Source organism: Gilliamella sp. M0320, from assembly GCF_016101635.1.
Lineage (GTDB): Bacteria > Pseudomonadota > Gammaproteobacteria > Enterobacterales > Orbaceae > Gilliamella > Gilliamella apis.
Window position 1 is genome coordinate 68,076 of record NZ_JACFQD010000002.1, and the last position, 23,269, is coordinate 91,344.

Sequence of the window (23,269 nt, forward strand, 5' to 3'; positions counted from 1 at the left end):
AATACTGATGAAGTGAAACGGTTTATCCCTATGTGTATAGGGAACACTTTAAATAGGGAAGTTATGGAATGTTTTAATACGGTTTATCCCTATGTGTATAGGGAACACAAATTGGGACGAATACAAGCAAGATACAATTGCGGTTTATCCCTATGTGTATAGGGAACACTCTAATTATAACCGTTTGTTTTATAATTAAAATACGCAGTCTACAATTTCTACCAATTTTTTTGCTGTATTTGGATGGATATTTATACAGGTGTTTTAAGTCTTGATAATCACTCTACCGCGAGTAATATCGCTAATATTTTTTTTAAGTATGACTACATTATCTTGTGTTATAGCAATAATGACAGTTACACCTTCAGCATCAAAATTTTGTTGTTCAATGACTGCATCTAGTTCTTTTAAGCGGTTTTCAATAATTGGCCATTCATTGTAATAGCAGTGAAATTGTAATGATGTTCTAGCAATAAGTTCGATCAATTCTGCTTGTTGTAAGCAGTGACTAGCCGAACCACCGTAAGCCCGAATGAGTCCGCCTGTGCCTAATTTGATGCCACCAAAGTAGCGGGTGACCACCACTACCACCTGATCACAATCTTGACCTTCAATGGCCGATAGAATAGGGCGTCCGGCTGTGCTGGTTGGTTCACCATCATCGTTGAAACGATATTGTTGGCCTATTTTCCATGCCCAACAGTTATGTGTTGCATTTGGATCACTGATGTTGTCGATAAACTCGGTTGCTTGCTGAGCATTAGTAATTGGAGCTGCATTTACAATAAAGCGGCTTTTTTTTATCTCTTCGGTTAATTGGGTAGGATTTGTTAATGTATAAGGCATACTAATTCTGGTAAAATCGTTTTATTGTAACTAATAATACTGAGCAAAATTGAAATGTCTATCAATTTAGCACAATTAAAACTTTCACAACAACAATTAGCCGAGCAGGTAAGCTTGGTGGATAATTTTAATCCAACAATAAAACTAATTGGTGGTACTGATGTTGGGTTTGAGCAAGATGGCTCGGTAACGCGTGCAGCGATAGTGACATTGACTTTTCCCGATTTTGATGTAGTTGAGTATCATATTGCTCGATTGGATACGAGCTTTCCCTATATTCCGGGTTATTTGTCTTTTCGTGAGTATCCTGCTTTGCTCAATGCATGGCAACAGTTAAAGCAAAAGCCCGATTTGTTATTAGTTGATGGGCAGGGAGTTGCTCATCCAAGACGATTAGGTATCGCTAGCCATCTTGGTTTATTGTTAGATATGCCAACTATAGGTGTCGCAAAAAGCAAATTATGTGGGCAATATCAAGAGCAAGCAAAACAAGCGGGCAACGTAACCCCTTTACTTGATAAACATGAACAAATTGGTTGGGTTTTGCAGAGTAAAAATAATTGTAATCCGTTATTTATTTCAGCTGGACACAAAATTAGTCAAACTAGTGCATTACATTGGGTAAAACAGTGTTTACGAGGTTATCGATTACCTGAACCAACTCGTTGGGCTGATGCAATTGCATCTAATAAACCTTTATTTAGAAAATTTAAGCATGGTAAATAATAAATTAGTATTAAAACAAGGAGGGTTTACCTTTAAACGTTTTTTTGTTGCTCACGACAAAAGTCCAATGAAGGTGACAACGGATAGTTGTTTATTAGGCGCATGGGTACCAATTAAATCCGATGTACAACATGTCTTAGATATTGGTACCGGATGTGGTGTAATTGCTTTAATGTTGGCTCAACGTTTAGAACATCAAACATGTCAAATTGATGCGATTGATATCGATATGCAAGCGGTATTGCAATGTCGAGAGAATAGCTTTAATGCAGGCTTTAAAAATATTAAGCCATTAAATATCGATGTAAATCAATTTAAAACCACTGAACGAGGGTATTATGATTTAATTGTCACTAATCCTCCTTATTTTCAGTCAGCTGTAGAGTGTAGAAGTTCAGAGAGGCAGTTAGCCCGTTATACTGAAAGTCTCAACTATCAACAACTTATTGATGTAGTAAAACGATTATTAAATCCGCAAGGGTTGTTTTGTTTGGTTTTACCTTATCATCTTGCCGAGCAATTTAAGCAATTGACTACGTCAAATCAATTATATTTGTGTCATGAACTGCAAGTTAAATATACAGCCAATAAAGACTATTCATTAGTATTGATGGCATTTTCATTTAATCAGCATGCTAATATTGAATGCCAATCATTGTGTATGCGAGATGAAGAAGGGCGTTATTCCCAACAATTTAGACAATTGTTGTCCGATTTTTATCTATTTCGAAAATAACGCCTAGTTCGTTGATTAATTAGGAATGATATAAAAGTGAATAATGGCAATAATGGCTAGTACCACTATAGCTATGGCATAGATTTTATCATGTAAATAGCTAAATGCTGACAATTGTCTTTGCTTTCTAGCATAAAGATAAAACAGTAACCCAAAACTATATAAGATCATTGATAGTAGCAAATATGATATGCCGCCAGCATAGATTAACCAAAGTCCATATAGCGAACCAAATGCGCCGATGAAAATTAGGTATTTTCTAGGTTGATGTATTGCTAATTTAAACATAAACAGTGCTGAAAGTAGATATGGGATAAGCACCATAGATGTTGATAATTGAATCAGCGTGTTATAACCTGATTCATAAAAATGAGCAAGTATAATCAACAAGCTAATTAAGCTGGTCGTTAACCACAAAGCATTGGCTGGTGTACTGTTTTTATTAAGTTTACCAAAACAGCTAGGGACAGTATGTTGTTTACCTTGACCGGCTAAAAATAGCATTTCTGCAGCTAACATTAACCAAGACAATAATCCTCCACTTACAGAAACTATCAAACCAATATTAATAAATGTGGCCCCCCAACTACCAACGACATGTTCAATTACTAGTGCCATTGACGGATTTTTCATTTGTGCGAGTTCATGTTGTGGCACAATGCCCAATGAAAGAACGGAAACACAGACTAATAAAAGACTCGTAATGGCAAAACCAAAAAAGGTGGCTCGACTTATACTGATCATATTCTTCGCTCGTGCAGCATAGACAGTAGCACTTTCAATCCCCAAATAAACCCATACTGTATAAAGCATAGTATATTTTACTTGATCAATGATTGAGCCTAATTGTGGTGTCCCCCAAAAATCAGTGTTAAAAGTTGAAATTTTAAAGGCTAAAACAACACAAACGATAAATAAACCGATAGGTACAATTTTAGCTAGTGTTACTAGGCAATTAAGTAAAAATGCTTGGTAAATTCCGTTAATGACAAAAAAGTGCATAATCCATAAAAGGATAAGTCCGGCAATAACGGCAGGAATTGTCGTACCATTACCAAAAAATGCAAAACAATCAAAAGAGCCTAACGCACTAAATAAGATAACTAAATAGCTGGTACAAGACATCCAAGCTGATATCCAATAACCCCACGCGGCATTAAAACCGATATAATCCCCAAATCCTTCACGAACATAACCATATAAACCTTCATTAATTTTGTAAAATCGAATAGAAAGATATTGGAATATTCGTGTCAGCATAAACATGCCGAATAATGTTACGGCCCATGCGATAAGTATCGCACCGGCACCGGCGCCTTCGGCCATATTTTGTGGTAGGCTAAAAATACCACTACCGACAATACTTCCCACCACCAGTAATGTGAGAGGAAATATGCCAAGCTTTTTTCTTACTGGTGTATTCATATTGTTTTCTTATTTAGTTGGTTTAATTTTTGTGGTTTTTTAAATTAAAATCGTAATGACATACAACTTACTCCGCCATCGATTTTGCGGTATTCTGAAGTATCAACTTCAATGACTTGATAACCGAGCGCCTCAATTTTGGCCTTGGTAATTGGATAACCAGCCGGCATTATTACTCGTTCATTGACCCATATACAGTTAGCGGCATAACTTTCTTGTTCAGGTATTTCAATGATGTTGAGATGTTGAAATTCTGGCTTAGTAATAAACTCACCTGCTGCTAATAAGTTGTTGTGTTCTAGATAGGCAAGTCCTGTTTTAAGATGTAATACTTTTTCTAAAGTGACGACAGAACCAGTTAAACCATATTTTTCCAATATTGCAATCATTTGGTTTGCACCTTCTTGATTGGTACGAGCGGATAGACCAATGTAAAAGTGATTCTCAACCATCATGATATCACCTGCCTCTACGGTGCCTGGTGCCTGAATATATTCAATTTTATTTGGATAAAAACGACCCACCGCTTCAGTGATTAACTCAGTTTCAGCTCGACGAGAATCCGCACCAGGTCTAGTAATAATTACGCAATGAGGAGTACAAAGGGCAACATCTTCAACAAAAACTGAATCTGGGAATTGTTCGTTAGCTGGTAGAATGGTGATATCGACATCACATTGTTGTAATGCACGTATGTAGCTGTTATGTTGATCTAGCGCTTTTTGGTAGTCAGGTTTGCCTAAATTAGCCGACGTTAGGCCATTGATTAGTGACTTTGCTGGTGTTCTTGCAATGATATGACTAAATTTTTTCATCCTATAAATTCCTTGTAATAATTATGCAATAATTATGAATAATAATTCATTAAAAAAGCTAAAGCAAGCTTTTTGATTAGCTTTTATATTTTTGATATGCATTTTTATGCTATTTTCTTTATAAGCAAAATTGTGAGGAATTGATATAGGTGTTAAACAATGGTGAATTGTTAATAATTAAAATAAGAATAGCGAATATGTGATAAGAAATAGGGCGACAGCTCGCCCTAAAAATAAATGTTATTCACCGGCAAAATCGACTAATGTATAGCAGTTGATTCCCATAGCGGTTAATTTCGTTTTACCTTGTAAATCAGGTAAATTGATGACAAAAGCGGCATCTTCAGCGATCCCACCCGCTTTTTGAATTAATTTAGCGGTTGCAGCAACGGTGCCTCCTGTTGCTAGTAAATCGTCAATAATCAATACTCGCTCATTAGGTTTTATGGCATCACAATGCATTTCTAATGTATCGGTACCATATTCAAGTTGATACTCTTCTCTAAATACGTTACGCGGTAACTTATTCGGTTTTCTAACAGGTACAAAACCAACACCTAAGGCTAAAGCAAGAGGGGCGGCAAAAATAAAACCACGCGCTTCGGTGCCAACAACTTTATCGATTTTTTTATCTTTATAATGCTCAATTAAAAGATCGACTGATGTTCTGAAGGCGATTGGGTCTTCAAGTAAACTGGTAATATCCCGAAATAATATCCCTTGTTTAGGATAATTTGGGATAGTAATAATACTATTTCTGATAAGTTCAAGTTTTGATTGAGTCATATTAAATGTTCTCTAACTATTCTCTTTAAGAACGAATAATTTTTTATTATATACCGATGCGCTTTTGGCTGGCAATAAACAAACGGTTAATGCACCGTAAAATCTAGAGATTGATTAGTTTAAGTACGAATAGGGATATTTTTTAGTAATTATTTATCTTATTTTAATTTTGTGTTTTTACAAATTTTTACAATTAAATACATTAATTAGACAGTTTAGTTTGCAATTAGTGAATAATTGAATAAACTTTATACAAGAAGGAAAACACAATGAAATTTATTAAACTATTTGCCATGTTAGGGCTTTCAGTCTGTAGCTTATTTAGCCACGCTGAACCAATAAAACAAATTCAAGTTCGTTCAGAATTGTCTTCACCAATTATTCTAGAAGGTAATCCAGAAGCAAATTACTTAAAAATCTCGTTAACTGGTCAAAAAGTTGATACCAACAAACGGGTACCGCTCAATTTAGCTATTGTTATTGATAGATCAGGTTCAATGGCTGGCGATTGCATTGAAAAAGCGAGAGAAGCAGCTATTTTTGCGGTCAATTTGTTGAATGAAGAGGATACATTATCTATTGTTGCCTATGATAACGAAGCAGAAGTGATTGTTCCAGCAAGCAAAGTAAAAGATAAACAAAAAATCATTCAACTTATTAATAAGAAAGTTATTGCTGGTGGTGGAACGGCCTTATTTGCCGGTTTGAGTAAAGGAATTAAGCAAGTTGAAAATCAGCTTACCAAAGATAAAGTTAATCGTATTATTTTGCTCTCTGATGGTCAAGCTAATGTTGGACCAAGTTCTGTCAATGAGCTATCTGAGTTGGCAATTATTGCAGCGAAAAAGAATATTGCGATCACCACCATGGGGATTGGCTCAGGTTATAATGAATTATTAATGTCATCGATCGCCAGTTATAGTGATGGTAATCATGTATTTGTCAATAACTCATCAGAGCTTGAAAATGTGTTTGTTCACGAGTTTACTGATGTAATGTCCACAGTTGCTCAAGACGTTGTCATTACTATTCAATTGAAAGAGGGTGTTAAACCGGTGCGTCTACTTGGTCGCGATGGGGTGATTAAAGGGAATCAAGTCACGGTTAAAATGAATCAACTGTTTTCAAATCAAGAAAAATATGTATTGCTAGAGGTGCTTCCGGAGGAAGGAAAAGTAGGTCAAAGTAAGACATTAGCTGAAATTGATTTAAAATATGATAATTTATTGGTCAATAAAGCGGAACATGAAACTCAATTGGTTAGCATTGCTTATACTGACAATAAAAAATTAGTTCAAGATTCTATAATTCAAGATGTTTTAGCTGAGTCAGAAATACAGAAAGTGACTCTTGCGAATGAAGAAGCTTTGTCGCTTTACGATAAAGGAATGCATGCGGAAGCAGAAGAAATGCTTATGCAAAATAGTAGTAGACTAGCATCATTTTCAAACATGATGATATCACCTTCATCAAAAGCAAGAATAAATAGTCAAATTGAGAAAAATAATATTATGGTTGATGCAGTTAAAAATCAGGATAGCAATGTTTCCCGTAAAATAATGACTGAGCAACAATTTCAATCCAAAAGTAATGTAATTAAAAAATAGTTATGAAAAAATTAACAACGATTTTATCTTTATTGGTATTAATGGCATTCATCAGCTATTTAGGTTGGCGAAGTGTCGAGCATGAAGTTTTGTTGCGTGAAAATAATCAAACCTTACTCGTGAAAAGCCGTATAAATAATATCAAATTATCGATTGAATCGTTGTTAAATCAGCGCTTATCTTATCTAAGTAATTTGGCATCACAAATTGATAACAACAATGCTAAAGCTGAAGATTTATTAGGAACGGAAACTGATATTAAAAATATTTTTATAATCAATAAAAATAAGATTTTATTTTTAAGTGATTTTGATGATTCTCAGTGGCATAAGTTGGTTGAATCAATTGCAATGGACAATTCGGTTTTGTTTAAGCAACAAGATCATTCTGAACAATTTGAACCAAGTTCTGGTTGGTATCAAATGTATAACCACTTAATTTATTGGTCAATTAAGTCGGATAATATTATTGGTTTTGAACTTTCCAATATCAAATTTTCATTTGATGCTATCAGTTTATTAGATAAACAAGCTTTTGAGGATAATTTTAGATTATCCGACGGTGATAAACAGATTTATAGCAATGGGGAAATTTTTGATAATGAAATTTCGATTGTCCTTGATTATCCCTTACAAAATTGGCATTTAACTTATTATTATCCCTCGCCAAACTTAGTTAATTTATATCTGCTAGGTGCAGGTGTTATTGGTTTATTCCTTATCGTTCTGCTTGGACTTATTTGCTATGCCTATCGAGAATATAGTCGAACTTTGCGTTTAGCAAAACAGCAGGTGAGTTTTGTTGGACAAGTTTCACATGAATTTAAAACTCCTTTGACCAATATCACGCTATATTCTGAGATGTTATCCGAGTATTTAGAAGATGAACCAGCGCCAATTCCTGATTATCTACATATAATCAGTGCTGAAAGTAAACGACTAACTCGATTGGTGCAAAATGTTTTAACTTTTAATAAGCCAAGTCGTCTAAATATAAAACCAGTAAATTTAACCATACTAATTAGACAGATATATCTAACCTTTAAACCTATTTTAGATGCTAAATCATTACAACTGAACATCATTACTCTTGAAGATGATTGTATTGTCAATACTGATGAAGATTGTGTAATGCAAATTCTCAATAATTTTTTGAGTAATGCCGAGAAATATGCTTTTAATGGTAAGCAGATTGATTTATCTTTAACCAGAAAAGAAAAACAGGTGAAAATTACGGTTCGTGATTATGGTGACGGTATTGCTAATCATCTGTTGAAACAGATTTTTGAGCCATTTTATCGAGTCAATTCATCGATAACCGAAGGAGTTTCGGGTACAGGAATAGGTTTGACGATTGCCAAGCAGTTGGCTAATCAGATCCAAGGTGAAATTAAAGTTATCAATCAAAATCCAGGGATGGCATTTTCACTTATATTAATGGAGTAGTAAAATGAAAATCTTAATTGCAGAAGATGACAAGCATATTCTTAATGGTATGGCAGATCTGTTAGAAAAAGAGGGCTATACGATTATCAAAGCGGCTAATGGTAAAGTTGCACTTCAACTATTTAAACAACATCAACCCGATTTTATTATTTTAGACATTATGATGCCCGAGCTTGATGGTTATTCTGTTTGTCGTGCTATCCGTAAATTAGATGAAGATGTGCCAATTTTATTTTTATCCGCTAAAGATGAAGAGATTGATCGGGTAGTTGGTTTAGAACTTGGTGCTGATGATTATATGAATAAGCCTTTTGGTATTCATGAACTTAGAGCGAGAATTAAGGCTATTGCTAAACGTTATTTAAAATTAAAAAACTCTAATACTTCCCAAGAGGATTATTTTCAATTTGGTGATTTAAATGTTTATCCTACTGAATTGTACGCCAAAAGAAATGATCAGATTATTGAATTAACTTTACGAGAAGTTAAAATTTTAGAATGTTTATACCAAAATAAAAATCAAGTTGTTACTCGAGATATGCTTTTTGATTACGTGTGGGGATATAATTATTTACCTAATAGTCGAACTCTTGATCAACATATTTCAAAATTAAGAAAACAAATAGAAATTAACCCAAGCATACCAACTTTAATAAAAACAGTACATGGAATTGGTTATAGACATTAAATTTGCCATACACTCTATTGAACGGAGTTTTTCAGGATTTTAAGTAATTTCTGAAAAAGAGATGACGTTGTATAAAGCAATTTTCTTCTATAGTTTTTACAATATCATCTAACTGAGCATATTGATTGACTCATAATTATTTTTTGAATAATTATCAGTTTTTACGATTTTTATTTTCATGTTCAATTAACCATTTTTTTCGTTCCAACCCACCGCCGTAACCAATTAGCTCTCCATTCGATCCTATTACTCGATGACAAGGAACAATAATTGCAACTCGATTACAACCATTAGCATTGGCTACAGCTCGAATTGCCTGTGGATTATTAATTCTTTGGGCTTGCTGTTTATAAGTGGTCAATTCTCCATAGGGAATGTGTTTCAAGCAATCCCAAACGGTTTGTTGAAATAGGGTACCTGGTGTATGTAAGGCAATGGTAAAGCTTGTTCTTGTTCCTGCAAAATATTCGGCAATTTCAACCTTAGCTTGTTTGATATGTTTATTTTCGCCAAAAATAATTTTCATTTTAAGTAGGCGTTGTAGTTGTTCAAATTCGGTTTCGAGCATTCTTCGATCTACAAACTCTAATAGACAAATTCCTTGGTTTGTAGCACAGATAAACATTGGACCTAAAGGGGTTGTTAATCTGTCGATTAATATGACGTCTTGCTGATTTTCTGCTGATGGTGATTTTTTCATAATTTTTTTATAGGTATAACCAAAGCCACTTAACGAGTTGTAACCCGTATCAAATGCAGTATTGATTACGTTTTTTCCTGATTTTAATTCTTGAAAAGCATGGTTGATTCGGTACATTCGTTGATAAGCATGGAAAGTAATTCCATAGTGTTTTTTAAACCAACGGCGAATAGTTTCAGGACTTAGTTTATTTTGTCTTAGCTGATAATCAGTAATCTTTTGTTTGGGATTATTATTAATCAATGCTAGGGCTTTAATTATTTCATCCGGTGCTTGATTAGCATTTTCGGTTGGTTTGCATATTTTGCAAGGTCGATAACCCGCATCAAGCGCAGATTTGAATGAAGAGAAAAATTCAACATTGGCAAATTTCGGTTTTCTGGCTCGGCAAGTCGCAATACAAAAAACCGAAGTAGTTTTGACTCCGACATAAAAGATCCCAATATAGCTATGATCTCTTTCAAGTAAAGCTTGGTAATAAGTCTCTTTTTGATTAGGGTTAGTTATTAGCATTTAATTCTGTCTTGTCTAGTAATTTCGAAAATTTATGACCTAAGCTTATTAAAAATGCTATACGTTGTGCAACCGAAAAATTGACAACTATTTTATTCACTTTCTTAGCAAATTTTTTAGCTGTTTAATAAAAATAAATTGCTAAAATGATTATTATCAATCTAATATTGATACATCACTTGTTATCACTAACGGTTTTTATTATTAAATAGTCATTCCTTCGTTCTGGTAAAGATGAAAAATGGTTAAAATCAAACTTAGCAGAACAAGGTTATAAGAGTTTTGAAGGTCTTTATTGTGTGGAATATTATGATCATCGACTTTTTGTAATACCTAATGATGCAGTAAAATGAGTTTATGTTTTTATAGCTAATCACAGACCATATAAATTTAAATCACTTATATGGTCAATGATTATTGCTTTAAGAAAATTATTTAATTAGTGTACAGTGGTGATGAGTTTAATGATTTAGCAATAAAGCTTTTTACGGAGCAGGATTTAAGTTCGTTCTGTATTGACAACGCATGTTGCTTTGACTCACAACGTGTAAAAACACAAGCACCGGTGCCAGTTAATCTGGTTGGAGCATATCGCGATAAATGCTGTATAAGGTTATCAATTTCTGGGAAACGCTGACGTACTACCGCTTCACAATCATTACTAAAATCATCAATAGAAATTGACATCAGTTGTTCAATGCTGCGCTTAGGCGTATTTCGTGGCAAATTTGGATCATTAAACACCGTAACCGTTGAAATTTCTATATTAGGGTAGCTGACTAAATACCAATATTGGGGAATATCAACTTGTTGCAATTGATCTCCAATACCTTCTGCAAAAGCAGAATGCCCATAAATAAAAATAGGTACATCGGCACCAATTGTGCTACCTATTTCCATCAAGGTAGTTTGCGACAGATGTAAATCCCATAATTGATTTAACGCAACCAGCACTGTCGCTGCATTTGACGAAGCGCCACCGAGTCCTCCACCCATGGGGATCATTTTATCTATGGCAATATCTGCACCAAGCTGATTATTATTCACATAAGATTTTAAACGCTTAGCGGCTATAATAATTAGATTTTTATCTGCAGGAATATTATCAAATTGGGTTAATAGATTAATTTGCCCATCATCACGAGTCGTAAGAGTCAATTTGTCGCAAATATCAATAAATTGAAACAAAGTTTGTAAATCATGATAATTGTCTGGGCGTCGCCCAGTTATATATAAAAATAGATTTAATTTAGCTGGTGATAACCATTGATTCATCATTATTATCCGTTATCGTAAGATCCAATTGCTAATTTTCAAACGAATTAATTCATCATCATGAGAAAGTTCAATGATAGCAGGTAAATCAATTTTTTTATTTTTATAGTTATAAGTAGAGTAGCTGCTAATCTTTAGTGACCATTTATTGTTATTTTGCATAAATGAGGTGGAAGATAATCTGCCTGAGCTGTCAATTTTATCAGCTTGACTATCATCAGAAAAACCTTTCAACCAATTATGTAAAGAATTAAGTGGGATATTAACATTGGATATTTTCTTCATTAATAGCTCCACATTAATATCCTGGTAGCGAGCGCCATTGTTATCAATTAATTCGGCGTAATTAGGTTCGGCTTTTAAGGTTAAAATATTTGTGCCAACTGGCGTAGTTAATTTTACGTCATAATAATTTTCAGATTGCTGTGTAATAAGAAAACGACCATAACTTTTAGTTTTCGTTCCTATATGAGCAATACTACCATTAACTTGAAATGAATTAATTTGTGCAAGAACTTGTTTATGGTTTTGCCATTGCTGTTCTACAGATACATTTGTTTGATATTTAGTTGTTTGGCACGCACTAAGTATAAACGGCAGAATGAATACGAACAAATATTTAATTTTAGACATAAATTAACTCTTTAGTTGTGTATGGTCAAAAGTAAGGCGTATTATAGCTGATAATTGGTTGAATAAGAAAAGGTAACTGAAATTAACCTTTATTATTTTTTTTAGGTATAATGAGTTCTTAATAAAAACTTTACAAACTATTATAAAAGAATCAATGCAATGTCTATTACTGTATTAGGTGTCAATCACAAAACAGCTCCCGTTTCTTTAAGAGAAAAACTGGCTTTTTCTACTGAGGTTATTGATAAAGCATTATATAGTTTATATCAGCACCCTTTAATTGCTGGTTGTGCCATCCTATCAACCTGTAATCGAACCGAAATTTACTTAAGTTATGATCATGAAAGTGATTTTCTGCGGGTAAGGCAATCGGTTGAAAATTGGTTAGCACAATATCATAGTATTGATTTGGCTTTATTTAAATCATCTCTTTACTGTTATGATGGTCGGCAAGCAGTTGAACATCTTATGTCGGTAGCTTGTGGCATTGATTCATTAATTATTGGTGAACCGCAAATTTTAGGTCAAGTTAAACAAGCATATAGTTTTTCACAACAAAACAATTGTCTATCAACGGAATTGGAAAAACTTTTTCAATCCATTTTTCATGTAGCTAAAATTGTGCGTACTGAAACGAATATTGGCGCCAATACTGCATCGGTTGCTTATGCTGCCTGCCTAGTGGCGCGTGATGTTTTTACTGATACGTCTGCATTAAGTGTGATGTTAGTTGGAGCTGGTGAAACAATTGAACTAATTTCACGTTATCTCAAACCTCATGGTTTTAAACATGTCATTGTTGCCAATCGAACTCGAGATAAAGCATTAAAATTAGCTTCATCTATTGAGGCTGAAATCATTTCATTACCGGATATAGCTAATCGGCTGAAAGATGTTGATATTGTTATTAGCTCAACTGCTAGCCCATTACCTATCATTGGTAAGGGAATGGTAGAGCGCACTATGCATGAGCGAAATAATAAAAAGATGTTATTTATTGATTTAGCTGTACCTCGAGATGTTGAGTCAGAAATTAGCCAATTGGAAGATGTGCATCTATTTACTGTCGATGATCTACAACAAACGGTACAAAATAATCTTGAGCAACGTGTAATCGCAGCCAATGAAGCCAAGTACATAATTCAAGAACAAGCAGAGCAATATATTGATTGGTTAAAAACACGCCATGCGGTAGAGTATGTTAAACAGTACCGTAATAACGCTCAAACTATCAAACGTCAATTAGAATTAAAAGCATTAAATGCGATCAAACAAGGCGCCAATATTGACGATGTTATTTTTGAATTTTCGCATAAATTAACCAATAAACTAATCCACGCACCAACTCAAACACTGCTTGATGCAGCAACGCATGATTGTGATGATTGTTTTAAAGTCTTAAGTAAAGGATTAGGCTTAGAAGATAATTAATTTTTGATTGAATCTACAAAGGATGATGTAGTTATTGGACCAAATTGAATTTTTTGACATACCTAATCCTTGCCAAAGAGTATGTCAAATGGATAGGCAAGGGTATTGTATAAAATGCTATCGTTCTCGAGACGAAAGATTTAATTGGCTAAATTATTCTAATCATCAAAAACAAGAAGTTTTGCGGTTATGTAAACAACGGGCCATAAGACGTTATTATCAATTTTTACAACAGCAACGACAACAAAATAACCAAATTACCTCTTCACAAATCGATTTTAAATTTTGATATTTAAACATCTATTTTTTTCATAACTTGTAATTCAGCTCAACTCGGAGTAGCATTTTTAAGCATATTATTCTGGTTTTGTATTAATTACCTTAGCTAATTAATGGGGATAGAAAATATGAAAATGTGTATTGCATGTGGTATGCCCATGACGGCTATTGCTGATTATCCTCTACATGATATGTCAAAAAACTACTGTAAACATTGTGCTCATAGCGATGGAACAATGAAATCATTTGACGAAAAATGGCACGAGGTAACACTTAAGTATGCCAATAATCATAATATTGATTATTCTGTTGCCAAAGAGACCGCTTATACAATTTTAAAAAAATTACCAGCCTGGAAACGCAGATGGTAGTAGAATTTTTAGGCAACCAACTGCATTTAGAATAATATCTGTTGCAGATATTGCAAAGCTTAGTATAATTGCCAACGTTTACTTTTTTACACTTCTAATGCCAGTGTGGCGAAATTGGTAGACGCAGCGGATTCAAAATCCGCCGCCCTTAAAAGCGTGTCGGTTCGAGTCCGACCACTGGCACCAACAAAATCAATTAGTTAATTGTCATTCTTTTGTAAGTCAAATATCAAAAAAATTTTGAATGACGGTAAAATGGTTAGTGATTTTTCTTTTGAAAATTTGTAACCTACCTTAAATTCATCAATCATATTTAATTTCTCATATCAATATTCATTTAATAAATCTATCAATAGTTAGCAGATAAAGATCATTATAATTAAAGATGCTAACCGGTTAGCCAATGATCTCAGTAAAAAGGGGGGATTGATTGGAAAAGTGGCTATTAGGGTAAGGGTACTTTCGAAATAGTAAATCAAACAGGATTATGAACTGCAATGATATGGGATCAAGGTAATAAGGTTGGTCACTAGGAGAGTTGTTAAAGGAACAGATAAAGTTAGTAATGTTTTAATTCATTATCCTTGAAAAGGCACTAGTTATAAAATGACTTAATATGAATTTAAGAAGGTATATAATGAGATCGCAGTTTCTATTTTAATCCATGTTAATGATAGTTTTATTCCACCAGGGATAGATCTATATCAGTTTAAGAAATGGCACCCTGAATACTAGAAAAATAGAGCGAATGAATTTAAAAAATAGGTATATTATGAGTACATAACTCGCAAAAGATTTCGGTATTTTTTTTAAAGAAACAATTTTAGAGGCAAAAGAAAATTGGTAATTGTCTTTGATCCTATTATGGACGCTCTAACGCAGACTCTGCTTAAGCAAAATTGATTAACAATGATGAAGTATAAGAATGGACCTGATGTAAACATTCTAACCAAACTAAATGATAAAACTCTATCAATTTTATGATATAAAAAATTCTATTATTCAAGGAAGTGGTAAAGATGGTAATAAATAGTGAATTTAGTAAACAGTTATTATTAGAAAGGGAAAGGTTTGAAAATCCTCCAGATCATACTGTTAAAGCTACAGGGGTTGGTATAGCTAGGTTTATTATTCGTTGTAATAATAATGCTGATGAAGTGTTAAACTTAGCTAAACGAGTGTTAGTGATAGTAAACTATAATTCAGAGTTAGTTTGGCCTTCTTTTGAAGAATGGTCAAAAATATTACCTAATAAGTTTGTTAATAATTGTGCTCCAGAACTTTCAAAAAGTGAAAGTGAAAAAGAAATTAATTATAGAAGAAGTCTACCTTGGGAAAAACAAGTAAGTCTAGAGAAAAATAAAAAATGGAGTTTAGGAAACTGGCTTGTATGGCTTGAACCAGAGACCAGAGAATGGTTTTGGTGGAATGCTCATAAATTTGATGGTGAAATTGAAAATACACATTTTTTAATCGAGGTTACAGCTTTAGATGATCCTTTTTCATCAGGTGCATTGAAATGGTTATTTAGAGCTTGTGGTGCAATTGATGTCGTATGTACAGATGATCTTTAGTCTATGCATCTGTCATCAAGTTCTGCGAGACTAGTCGCAGAACTGAACTAACTATTTATCTACTCAGTGATCTAGTTCACAAATTGAACAATTAACTCGTCTTTTTAAGTGGTAACGGTGAATGGTCTGTGTTGGATCAGAATTTAGCCAACTAGAGGGTTTTAAAGATAATCAGTGAAGAGTAACATCCTTTGTCATAGTTAACTCTTTTACGCATAATTCACCCAAATTATTACCACTTCATTCATATTCTAATATTAATAAGACGGTATAGACTCCTCAATTATTTTTACAAATAAACCTCAATAAACTAAATCAAAATAACCATTACCTGAAAAATATAATCATCAATTAGAACTGTTACTAGTAATGACAGTTTTTTTACTGACCAGAGCGCAACCAATTTTTTATGACCATAGCAATGAAGCAAGAGTAATAAATAGAAATTTATAACAAAACAGGTAAAACTTCTTATACAAATCAATTATTATCTTGTAATGTATCGGCAACAACAAATACTTTTCTTATTGATACTAGGGAGGTATCGAAAAGAAAATAGTTATGTAAACTCGTACCTAACGAACAGAAAGATAAACTAAATTGGAATGGTTCAGCATAAGTACAATATATTTAATAGAATATTGAATTTTTTTAAATGATAAGGTAAGTAAATGATGTCAATAAAAATCGGTTTTACAGGTGGCTCCACTATAGTTGAATTAGGTACAGACAGTGATATGCGGCTATTTTTTGACTGTATTTTATATTATGTTCCACCTAAATATCCCGACCAAAATTGGTCACTAATTACTGACCGCTTATATCGTCGCTATTTAAAATTAGAAGAGTTAGATACCGCCGTAGCATTAATGAAATTGGTAGAAAAAGAGTTTAAACAGTTGGATAGAGAAGCATTTGATTGGACTAAAATATTATCAGGTCAAGTTAAAAGTGATTTAGATAGAGCTAAATCAACTTTATTCGAAATTTTTGTTAGATATTTTGAAGCATTTTATGAGTGTATTGAATCTGCCATAGTAAATTATGAATGGTTCAAATCCAATTCTAATTATGAATATGAACCTGTAATGGTAACAATTTCTACCATCCCTTATTGTGTAAGCTATAGTATGATCCCTTTATCTGTTTTCGATAATTTACAACCGGACGAAAAACCAATTTGGTGGACAGGTAAAATTCCTAAAACCACAACGTAGTTACTTTTATCTTATCTCTAATTGCTGAAGCTGAAGATATTATTGATTATGCTATTGCATTAGTTGGATTAATACCTAGTGTAGGTGATGTAGCTGGTAAGCACTTAAAAGAAACAAAAGCGGCATAAAAAAAGCTGAAAAAGCCAAGCTTCGACGACCTTTAACCCAACAGAAACGAAAAAACTAGATGCAGCGTCAACAGCTGTTGAAGTTGCAAAAGATGTTCATCAAGCAAGACCAGCATATGGAGGTAAAACACTGCAGAACAAATCATGAAAGATGCAGAAAATCTTTATGAAGCGGTTAAAAGAGATACTGACGCATTACGAAAAATATGATAAAAAAAGGTATGATTCGAAATTAATAGAAGATGCCAGAAATAAAAACACGCAACAAAGAAAACGGGATCTAGTGATCATGATTAAATGGCAGCAATTAGTTGATGTATTAGGTAAATCTGAAAATTCTTCAGAGTTTTATACGCTAAAAAATGAAATTGGTGAAAATCCTGAAATATCAGAAGATCTTATTGAATATGATGATCCTGATCGAACTAAATATTATGAGTTCTTTCAAACAGGTATGCTTATCGGTTTTCGAAAAAAATATCTGAATCATATTCAATTCTTTTGTAAGGAAAAGGATAATTATTCTATATATTATGGAAAATTATTGAATGGGATCGATTTTCAATATACTGAAAAAATGGTCATTGAGTTATTAGGGAAACCATTAAAAGTAGGTGGAAATGAACAAAGTCCTTTTTTGGGATATGTGAATCGTTGGATATTATATCATATGACACATTATTCATTACATTTTGAGTTTAATAAAAATGGGACTCTTTGTTTGATAACATTGACTGTATTAATAAGATAAAAACCCGTAGCAAAGAAAAGGGAATTTATTAATTATATTAGAATGGAAAGAGTTTATTGAAGCTTTAAGTACATTCGAAACATCCGATAAATTTGTTGTTTTAATGAATTCTATAGGAGAAAAGTTAGCTTTTTTACACATAATTCCCACAGAATATAACCACTTCATTCATATTTTAATATCAATAAGACGGTATAGACTCCTCAATATTTTTTACAAATTAGAATGATTCAATATTCAATTATAAGACTTTGTGAAAATTGTCAGATAACTAGCTCGAAGTATAAATAGATATGAGTATTTTAAATATAAATTGGAAACACGTATTTGGAACAATATTTACTTGATTACATATATTGAGTTAATTGCATAAATTAAAGTGCTTAAATTTTATATCATGAAAATAATATGTGATATTTATCACAATTAATTAATATTAAATTTGTTGGCACTAATTTTAATATGTATTATTTAAAAAAAAGGGAGTTTTTTTCTAAATGTGGTGAATCGATTCACCTAACTGATAAATGAAATTCAAGGAGGAAAATTGGGAATAATATTAAATAAGTAACGCACTGTTTTAAGACAGAAAAATAAAAAATAACTATTTAGGAATATTAAAATTACAATTAAGGAAATAATATGAATAATAAAAGAAATTCATTAAAAATAGCTGGAATCGCTATTGCAGTATGCTCATTATTTATGTCTTCAACAACAATGGCCTTTCAACCAGGTTCTACAGAAGATTTTTTAGGTCATGAAGTTGGACCTACTTATCATACAGCAGCTGAGGCAGTAAGTAGTAATGATTATCTTCCAGGACCTCCTAAAAATGATTCAGCAGTATTTGAAGCAGACAAAGCTGCATATCAAGAAGGTTATAAATTTAAAGATACAGCTCGCTGGAAGCAAGCAACCATGGATGCAGATTTACATACAACTAATATGGCAAAAATATTTTCTGAACCAATGGGAATTACTATTTCACAAGAAACAACACCGACTCTTTATAAAATGTTAGGTGATCTTCTTGTTGATTCAGCAGATAATGCTACCAAAACAGCAAAAGAAGCGTATATGAGAGAACGCCCATTTGTATTCTTTGGTAATCACACATGTCAACCAGTTAATGAAGAAGATCGGTTGCGTAAGAATGGATCATATCCTTCTGGGCATACTTCTTATGGATGGACTGTGGCATTAGTACTTGCTCAAATGGCACCATCTCATGCAGAAGCCATTATAAAACGTGGTTATGAATTTGGTCAAAGCCGAATGATCTGTGGTGCTCACTGGCAAAGTGATGTTGATGCAGGACGAATTGTTGGTGCTGTTGAATATTCTCGCTTACAAACTCTTCCTAAATTCCAAGAAGATCTTCGTAAAGCTACAGAAGAAGTTAAACGTCAATATAAGTCATCAAAATAATTAATTGATTTTTACCCTCTTAAGATATTTTTAAAATACTTAAGAGGGTAATTTATATATTAATAATATTGGAATTTATTAAATTAATTATTCTTAGAGGATGACAATTTATTGAACAATATTAGCCAATCTAAGATACATACTTTTCAACTCAAATAGGCTATCATATTTTATCTTATCTCATAGTGCTTATTTTTCTATAAAATGAAAAAAATAAATTTATTATTATCTGTACTTGGTTTTTTATTGCCATTGACAGTCATGGCAGTAGAAGTCAATGATGTAACTGGAATGACACCAGTTCAAGTTGCTGCAGTTGTGCAACCAGAATCTACTCAACAAGTTGTTGATATAGTTAAAAAGGCTACCGGACCAATTAGTATCGCTGGTGGTAAATATAGTATGGGAGGACAAACAGCAATCCAGGGGGCGGTGCAAATTGATACTCGCAAATTAAATCATGTCATTGATTTTAAACCTGAACAAAAGTTGCTAACTATCGAGACCGGTGCCACATGGCATCAAGTTCAAGAGCTTATAGACCCTTATGATTTATCTGTAAAAATAATGCAAAGTTATGCTAATTTTAGTATTGGTGGATCATTAAGTGTTAATGTTCATGGCCGTTATATAGGTGAAGGACCTATAATTCTTTCGGTAAAACAATTCAAAATTGTGTTAGCTGATGGCAAAGTAGTAATAGCTAGTCCTGAGCAAAATCAAGATATATTCTATGGTGCTATTGGGGGTTATGGTGGCTTAGGTATAATCACCGAAGTGACTTTACAACTTGCAGATAATGTAAAAGTCAAACGTTTTAGTAAAGCTATGCCAATAGCAAACTATTATGAATATTTCAAACAGAATATACGTTCTGATAGCAAATCAATCTTCCATAACGCTGTAATTTATCCACCAGATTATAAAAGAGTGAGATCGGTCACTTATAAACAGACTGAAGAACCATTAACGATTTTAGAACGATTGAGATCTGATGATAAAAAGAACCAAAATTTGGAAAAACCAATCAAAATTGTATCTTCATCGTCTATTGGTAAAAATTTACGAAAATTATTTGATGATTTTTATTATATAAAAAAACCAGTAATGTGGCGTAATTATGAGGCTAGTTATGATGTCTCGTATTTACAACCGATAGCGACTAAAAATAAAAGCTTTGTTTTGCAAGAATATTTTATACCGGTTGAACAATTTGATCACTTTTATCCAAAATTAGTCACTATTTTGAAAAAAAATAAAGTTAATGTTATTAATATTTCTATTCGTCATGCCAATCAAGATAGTGGTTCATTACTGGCTTGGGCAAAATCAGAAGTATTTGCTTTCGTGATCTATTATCAGCAAGATACTGATGAACGGAGTAAACAACATGTTGGTAATTGGACTAGAGAATTAATAGATGCAGTTCTGGAAAATCACGGCAGCTACTATCTACCTTATCAACTACATGCAACAACAGAACAATTTCAAAGAGCATATCCACAAGCTGAGCAATTTTTTAAACTTAAAGCTCGTTTAGATCCACACAATAAATTCAGTAATATGTTATTGAAACGCTACCATATTCAAACCGTTCAATAATATAGTGCCAGCAAGATAATTAGTTATTTTTTATTAAATAACTAATTATTCAAACTGACATTATCCAATATCAATAAAGATCGATACGTTATTTAACATTAGAAAAGATCTTATTTTTAAACTTATGTGAGCTTCATTTTAATGTACTATATAACGAATATTAAACAAAAAATTGTTTGTATATTTTAATATTAATTTTCCTGTCATTTTTATCAACCATTTGAAAATAAACTAGTTTTTTAATGCTTCTAATACTAGTCTAAATACATTTGAATGCCCCTTGCGACTTGGATAATAAATATAAAAAGGTTCATATGTAATTGAATATTCAGGTAATAATTCTATAAGTTGTCCTGATGCTAATTCATTTTTTACATCTGGATAACCAATCCAACTAATACCTAAACCATCAAGAGTCGCTTGTTTTCTTAAATGATTATTGATTGTGAAGTGAGAAATAGGGTGATATTGTATAATATTTCTTTTATCGGAAAACTCCCATATCGATTCCATTCCATATTGTGTTGAAACTTTTTTGCCAATTAATAAATGTTGATCTAAATCATTAATCTGTTTTGGTTTTGTTCTCTGATGCAAATAATTCGGACTAGCCACTAAAGTCATACGCAAAGGGTCTGATATTTTTACTGCTATCATCTCTTTCGCCAAATCATTACCGATTCGACAACCCATATCGAAACCTTGTTTAACAATATCAACTAAGTTATTGTCACATTGAATTTCAATTTTAATTTGTGGATAGCGTAGTGAAAATTGGCTTAATTTAGGGTATATAAAATTTTCAATAGCAATATTCGATGCATTAATTCTAATGGTACCCGATGGAGTATCAAGGTAATCACCAAGAGCGGCAACTTCTTCATTGATTTGTCGATATAAAGGGGATATTTGTTTATAAAGTTGTTCTCCTGCCTCTGTCAATGATAGGCTTCTAGTCGTGCGATTAAATAGCCGTAAACTCAAACGTGTTTCTAAGTTTCGCATGCTATGACTTAGTGCAGATGACGAAACACCTAAAGATTTGGCTGCACCAACAAAGCTTTTTGCTTTAGCTATAGTAATAAAATAACTTAGTTCATTATAGTTATACATAGGATATAAATAGACAATTAATGAATTTAATTCATGATACTATAAATGAACAACACGTTTATCTCAATAAAAGTTAACGATAAAATACTCATAACTAAGATTGAATTTTTAACAATTTATTAAGTTAATCAATCTATTATTAGCTAGTTAGGAGAGAGAGTATGGATTATATAAAATTAGGTAATTCTGATATTGAAGTCTCACGATTTTGTTTAGGGTGTATGAGTTTTGGCGATCCTGCCAGTAAAATGCATGATTGGACACTTAATCCAGAACAAAGTGAAACAATCATTAAACATGCCTTAGATCTAGGAATTAACTTTATTGATACAGCAAATACATACTCTAGTGGTACTAGTGAAGAATATGTAGGAAGAGCGATTAAACGAAATATAGCTCGAGACAAAGTAATTCTGGCTACTAAAGTCTATTTTAATGAAGGGCATTTATCTAAAACAGCAATTGAACGAGAAATTGAAGGATCCCTGAGACGATTAGGTACCGATTATATTGATTTATATATTATCCATCGTTTCGATTACAGTACACCGATTGAGGAAACCATGGCTGCGTTACACCATTTAGTTCAGAGTGGTAAAGTACGAGCATTAGGTGCTTCTGCGATGTATGGTTATCAATTTTATAATATGCAATTAGTCGCTAAACAAAATGGTTGGACGCCGTTTGTTTCGATGCAGAATCACTATAATTTATTATATCGTGAAGATGAAAGAGAATTGATTCCTGTCTGTAAGCAATTCAATGTTTCATTAACTCCTTATAGCCCTTTAGCTGCAGGTAGACTTTCCCGATTAGAATGGCAGACCAATACTCTACGTAGTAAGACTGATAAAACTGCAGTTGCTAAATACGATAGTACGCAACAAATCGACATGAATATAGTGAAAAGGGTTAATGAAATTGCGCAAAAATATGCTGTAACCATGACGCAAGTTGCTCTGGCATGGCAATTTGCCAAAGGTGTAGCTTCGCCGATCATTGGGGCAACCAAAACTCTGTATTTGGATGATGTGGTAGGCGCATTAAAGCTTTCATTAACTAAGGATGATATTGCTTATCTTGAAGAACTTTACTTGCCTCATCGTATTGTCGGAGCACTTTAATTAGTCACAATGTATAAAATTAAATTTACTGACAAATATCATTGAGATATTTG

Annotated in this window: 22 protein-coding genes, 1 tRNA gene and 1 CRISPR repeat array (1 of these 24 running past the window's edge); of the genes, 15 read left to right on the top strand and 8 right to left on the bottom strand. The window is 32.9% G+C overall.

Going from position 1 to position 23,269, the window contains the following annotated elements:
• Positions 1–169: direct repeats of the CRISPR family, unit length 29 nt; unit sequence CGGTTTATCCCTATGTGTATAGGGAACAC (it extends 348 nt beyond the left edge of the window).
• A 95-nt stretch (positions 170–264) separates the two neighbouring features.
• Positions 265–846, bottom strand: a complete 582-nt coding sequence (locus tag H3T83_RS02850) for a YigZ family protein (RefSeq protein WP_198198093.1) — start codon at positions 844–846, stop codon at positions 265–267.
• A 60-nt stretch (positions 847–906) separates the two neighbouring features.
• Between H3T83_RS02850 and nfi the strand changes: the two genes are divergently transcribed.
• Both nfi and H3T83_RS02860 read left to right on the top strand, forming a co-directional pair.
• Positions 907–1,572 (top strand): deoxyribonuclease V, encoded by a 666-nt coding sequence (gene nfi / locus H3T83_RS02855; protein WP_165755083.1) that lies wholly within the window; start codon positions 907–909, stop codon positions 1,570–1,572.
• On the top strand, positions 1,562–2,308 hold the full coding sequence (locus tag H3T83_RS02860; protein ID WP_198215047.1) for a tRNA1(Val) (adenine(37)-N6)-methyltransferase: 747 nt from the start codon (positions 1,562–1,564) through the stop codon (positions 2,306–2,308). The genes nfi and H3T83_RS02860 overlap by 11 nt, the downstream gene beginning before the upstream one ends.
• Before the next feature lie 15 nt (positions 2,309–2,323).
• Here the strand turns inward: H3T83_RS02860 and H3T83_RS02865 are convergent, their stop codons facing one another.
• From H3T83_RS02865 to apt, 3 genes are all read right to left on the bottom strand, one after another.
• Positions 2,324–3,733 (bottom strand): basic amino acid/polyamine antiporter, encoded by a 1,410-nt coding sequence (locus H3T83_RS02865; protein ID WP_198215048.1) that lies wholly within the window; start codon positions 3,731–3,733, stop codon positions 2,324–2,326.
• Between the two features lie 44 nt (positions 3,734–3,777).
• Positions 3,778–4,548 carry a dimethylargininase gene (gene ddaH, locus H3T83_RS02870; protein ID WP_034902623.1) on the bottom strand — a complete coding sequence of 257 codons (771 nt, stop codon included), beginning with the start codon at positions 4,546–4,548 and terminating at the stop codon, positions 3,778–3,780.
• Between the two features lie 240 nt (positions 4,549–4,788).
• A complete protein-coding gene (gene apt / locus H3T83_RS02875) occupies positions 4,789–5,334 on the bottom strand; it encodes an adenine phosphoribosyltransferase (protein ID WP_065613000.1) in 546 nt (181 codons plus the stop codon).
• 269 nt (positions 5,335–5,603) lie between these two features.
• Here apt and H3T83_RS02880 point away from each other — a divergent pair, with 269 nt between their 5' ends.
• From H3T83_RS02880 to H3T83_RS02890, 3 genes are read left to right on the top strand one after another with little or no spacing between them, the layout of a single operon-like run.
• The gene (locus tag H3T83_RS02880) at positions 5,604–6,941 is read left to right on the top strand and encodes a VWA domain-containing protein (protein ID WP_198215049.1); all 1,338 of its coding nucleotides are present in this window, start codon (positions 5,604–5,606) and stop codon (positions 6,939–6,941) included.
• Positions 6,942–6,943: 2 nt separating this feature from the next.
• The gene (locus H3T83_RS02885) at positions 6,944–8,386 is read left to right on the top strand and encodes a cell wall metabolism sensor histidine kinase WalK (RefSeq protein WP_198215050.1); all 1,443 of its coding nucleotides are present in this window, start codon (positions 6,944–6,946) and stop codon (positions 8,384–8,386) included.
• A 4-nt stretch (positions 8,387–8,390) separates the two neighbouring features.
• Positions 8,391–9,074 (top strand): response regulator transcription factor, encoded by a 684-nt coding sequence (locus H3T83_RS02890; protein ID WP_065651088.1) that lies wholly within the window; start codon positions 8,391–8,393, stop codon positions 9,072–9,074.
• 154 nt (positions 9,075–9,228) lie between these two features.
• Here the strand turns inward: H3T83_RS02890 and H3T83_RS02895 are convergent, their stop codons facing one another.
• The 3 genes from H3T83_RS02895 to lolB form a co-directional block, all read right to left on the bottom strand.
• Positions 9,229–10,287, bottom strand: a complete 1,059-nt coding sequence (locus H3T83_RS02895) for a bifunctional transcriptional activator/DNA repair enzyme AdaA (RefSeq protein ID WP_198215051.1) — start codon at positions 10,285–10,287, stop codon at positions 9,229–9,231.
• Positions 10,288–10,722: 435 nt separating this feature from the next.
• A complete protein-coding gene (ispE, locus tag H3T83_RS02900) occupies positions 10,723–11,565 on the bottom strand; it encodes a 4-(cytidine 5'-diphospho)-2-C-methyl-D-erythritol kinase (protein WP_198215052.1) in 843 nt (280 codons plus the stop codon).
• A 9-nt stretch (positions 11,566–11,574) separates the two neighbouring features.
• Positions 11,575–12,195, bottom strand: coding sequence for a lipoprotein insertase outer membrane protein LolB (lolB, locus tag H3T83_RS02905; RefSeq protein WP_034902600.1), 621 nt, complete (start codon positions 12,193–12,195; stop codon positions 11,575–11,577).
• A gap of 159 nt (positions 12,196–12,354) precedes the next feature.
• On the opposite strand from lolB, the gene hemA reads away from it, so the two are divergent.
• The 9 genes from hemA (at position 12,355) to H3T83_RS02950 (ending at position 20,979) form a co-directional block, all read left to right on the top strand.
• A complete protein-coding gene (hemA, locus tag H3T83_RS02910) occupies positions 12,355–13,626 on the top strand; it encodes a glutamyl-tRNA reductase (protein ID WP_086362432.1) in 1,272 nt (423 codons plus the stop codon).
• A 34-nt stretch (positions 13,627–13,660) separates the two neighbouring features.
• Positions 13,661–13,915: a DUF1289 domain-containing protein gene (locus tag H3T83_RS11495; RefSeq protein WP_370527997.1), complete on the top strand. Its 255-nt coding sequence runs from the start codon at positions 13,661–13,663 to the stop codon at positions 13,913–13,915.
• A 118-nt stretch (positions 13,916–14,033) separates the two neighbouring features.
• Positions 14,034–14,276, top strand: coding sequence for a zinc ribbon domain-containing protein (locus tag H3T83_RS02920; protein WP_065651094.1), 243 nt, complete (start codon positions 14,034–14,036; stop codon positions 14,274–14,276).
• A gap of 99 nt (positions 14,277–14,375) precedes the next feature.
• Positions 14,376–14,462, top strand: a tRNA-Leu gene (locus H3T83_RS02925).
• A gap of 833 nt (positions 14,463–15,295) precedes the next feature.
• Positions 15,296–15,850, top strand: coding sequence for a hypothetical protein (locus H3T83_RS02930; RefSeq protein WP_198215053.1), 555 nt, complete (start codon positions 15,296–15,298; stop codon positions 15,848–15,850).
• Between the two features lie 671 nt (positions 15,851–16,521).
• Positions 16,522–17,067, top strand: a complete 546-nt coding sequence (locus H3T83_RS02935) for a hypothetical protein (protein WP_198215054.1) — start codon at positions 16,522–16,524, stop codon at positions 17,065–17,067.
• A gap of 279 nt (positions 17,068–17,346) precedes the next feature.
• Positions 17,347–17,946, top strand: a complete 600-nt coding sequence (locus H3T83_RS02940; protein WP_198215055.1) for a hypothetical protein — start codon at positions 17,347–17,349, stop codon at positions 17,944–17,946.
• Between the two features lie 642 nt (positions 17,947–18,588).
• Positions 18,589–19,377: a phosphatase PAP2 family protein gene (locus H3T83_RS02945; protein ID WP_034903278.1), complete on the top strand. Its 789-nt coding sequence runs from the start codon at positions 18,589–18,591 to the stop codon at positions 19,375–19,377.
• Positions 19,378–19,581: 204 nt separating this feature from the next.
• Positions 19,582–20,979, top strand: a complete 1,398-nt coding sequence (locus H3T83_RS02950; protein ID WP_065612991.1) for an FAD-binding oxidoreductase — start codon at positions 19,582–19,584, stop codon at positions 20,977–20,979.
• A 231-nt stretch (positions 20,980–21,210) separates the two neighbouring features.
• Here H3T83_RS02950 and H3T83_RS02955 read toward each other — a convergent pair whose 3' ends face one another.
• On the bottom strand, positions 21,211–22,092 hold the full coding sequence (locus tag H3T83_RS02955) for a LysR family transcriptional regulator (RefSeq protein ID WP_198215056.1): 882 nt from the start codon (positions 22,090–22,092) through the stop codon (positions 21,211–21,213).
• Positions 22,093–22,253: 161 nt separating this feature from the next.
• Between H3T83_RS02955 and H3T83_RS02960 the strand changes: the two genes are divergently transcribed.
• Positions 22,254–23,216, top strand: a complete 963-nt coding sequence (locus H3T83_RS02960; protein ID WP_198215057.1) for an aldo/keto reductase — start codon at positions 22,254–22,256, stop codon at positions 23,214–23,216.
• Positions 23,217–23,269 lie beyond the last annotated feature (53 nt).

Coding starts and splice junctions, on each gene's coding strand:
- H3T83_RS02850 (WP_198198093.1), bottom strand. CDS start 846: ATGCCTTATACATTAACAAATCCTACCCAATTAACCGAAGAGATAAAA.
- H3T83_RS02860 (WP_198215047.1), top strand. CDS start 1,562: ATGGTAAATAATAAATTAGTATTAAAACAAGGAGGGTTTACCTTTAAA.
- H3T83_RS02865 (WP_198215048.1), bottom strand. CDS start 3,733: ATGAATACACCAGTAAGAAAAAAGCTTGGCATATTTCCTCTCACATTA.
- ddaH (WP_034902623.1), bottom strand. CDS start 4,548: ATGAAAAAATTTAGTCATATCATTGCAAGAACACCAGCAAAGTCACTA.
- apt (WP_065613000.1), bottom strand. CDS start 5,334: ATGACTCAATCAAAACTTGAACTTATCAGAAATAGTATTATTACTATC.
- H3T83_RS02880 (WP_198215049.1), top strand. CDS start 5,604: ATGAAATTTATTAAACTATTTGCCATGTTAGGGCTTTCAGTCTGTAGC.
- H3T83_RS02885 (WP_198215050.1), top strand. CDS start 6,944: ATGAAAAAATTAACAACGATTTTATCTTTATTGGTATTAATGGCATTC.
- H3T83_RS02890 (WP_065651088.1), top strand. CDS start 8,391: ATGAAAATCTTAATTGCAGAAGATGACAAGCATATTCTTAATGGTATG.
- H3T83_RS02895 (WP_198215051.1), bottom strand. CDS start 10,287: ATGCTAATAACTAACCCTAATCAAAAAGAGACTTATTACCAAGCTTTA.
- ispE (WP_198215052.1), bottom strand. CDS start 11,565: ATGATGAATCAATGGTTATCACCAGCTAAATTAAATCTATTTTTATAT.
- lolB (WP_034902600.1), bottom strand. CDS start 12,195: ATGTCTAAAATTAAATATTTGTTCGTATTCATTCTGCCGTTTATACTT.
- hemA (WP_086362432.1), top strand. CDS start 12,355: ATGTCTATTACTGTATTAGGTGTCAATCACAAAACAGCTCCCGTTTCT.
- H3T83_RS02920 (WP_065651094.1), top strand. CDS start 14,034: ATGAAAATGTGTATTGCATGTGGTATGCCCATGACGGCTATTGCTGAT.
- H3T83_RS02930 (WP_198215053.1), top strand. CDS start 15,296: ATGGTAATAAATAGTGAATTTAGTAAACAGTTATTATTAGAAAGGGAA.
- H3T83_RS02935 (WP_198215054.1), top strand. CDS start 16,522: ATGATGTCAATAAAAATCGGTTTTACAGGTGGCTCCACTATAGTTGAA.
- H3T83_RS02940 (WP_198215055.1), top strand. CDS start 17,347: ATGCAGAAAATCTTTATGAAGCGGTTAAAAGAGATACTGACGCATTAC.
- H3T83_RS02945 (WP_034903278.1), top strand. CDS start 18,589: ATGAATAATAAAAGAAATTCATTAAAAATAGCTGGAATCGCTATTGCA.
- H3T83_RS02950 (WP_065612991.1), top strand. CDS start 19,582: ATGAAAAAAATAAATTTATTATTATCTGTACTTGGTTTTTTATTGCCA.
- H3T83_RS02955 (WP_198215056.1), bottom strand. CDS start 22,092: ATGTATAACTATAATGAACTAAGTTATTTTATTACTATAGCTAAAGCA.
- H3T83_RS02960 (WP_198215057.1), top strand. CDS start 22,254: ATGGATTATATAAAATTAGGTAATTCTGATATTGAAGTCTCACGATTT.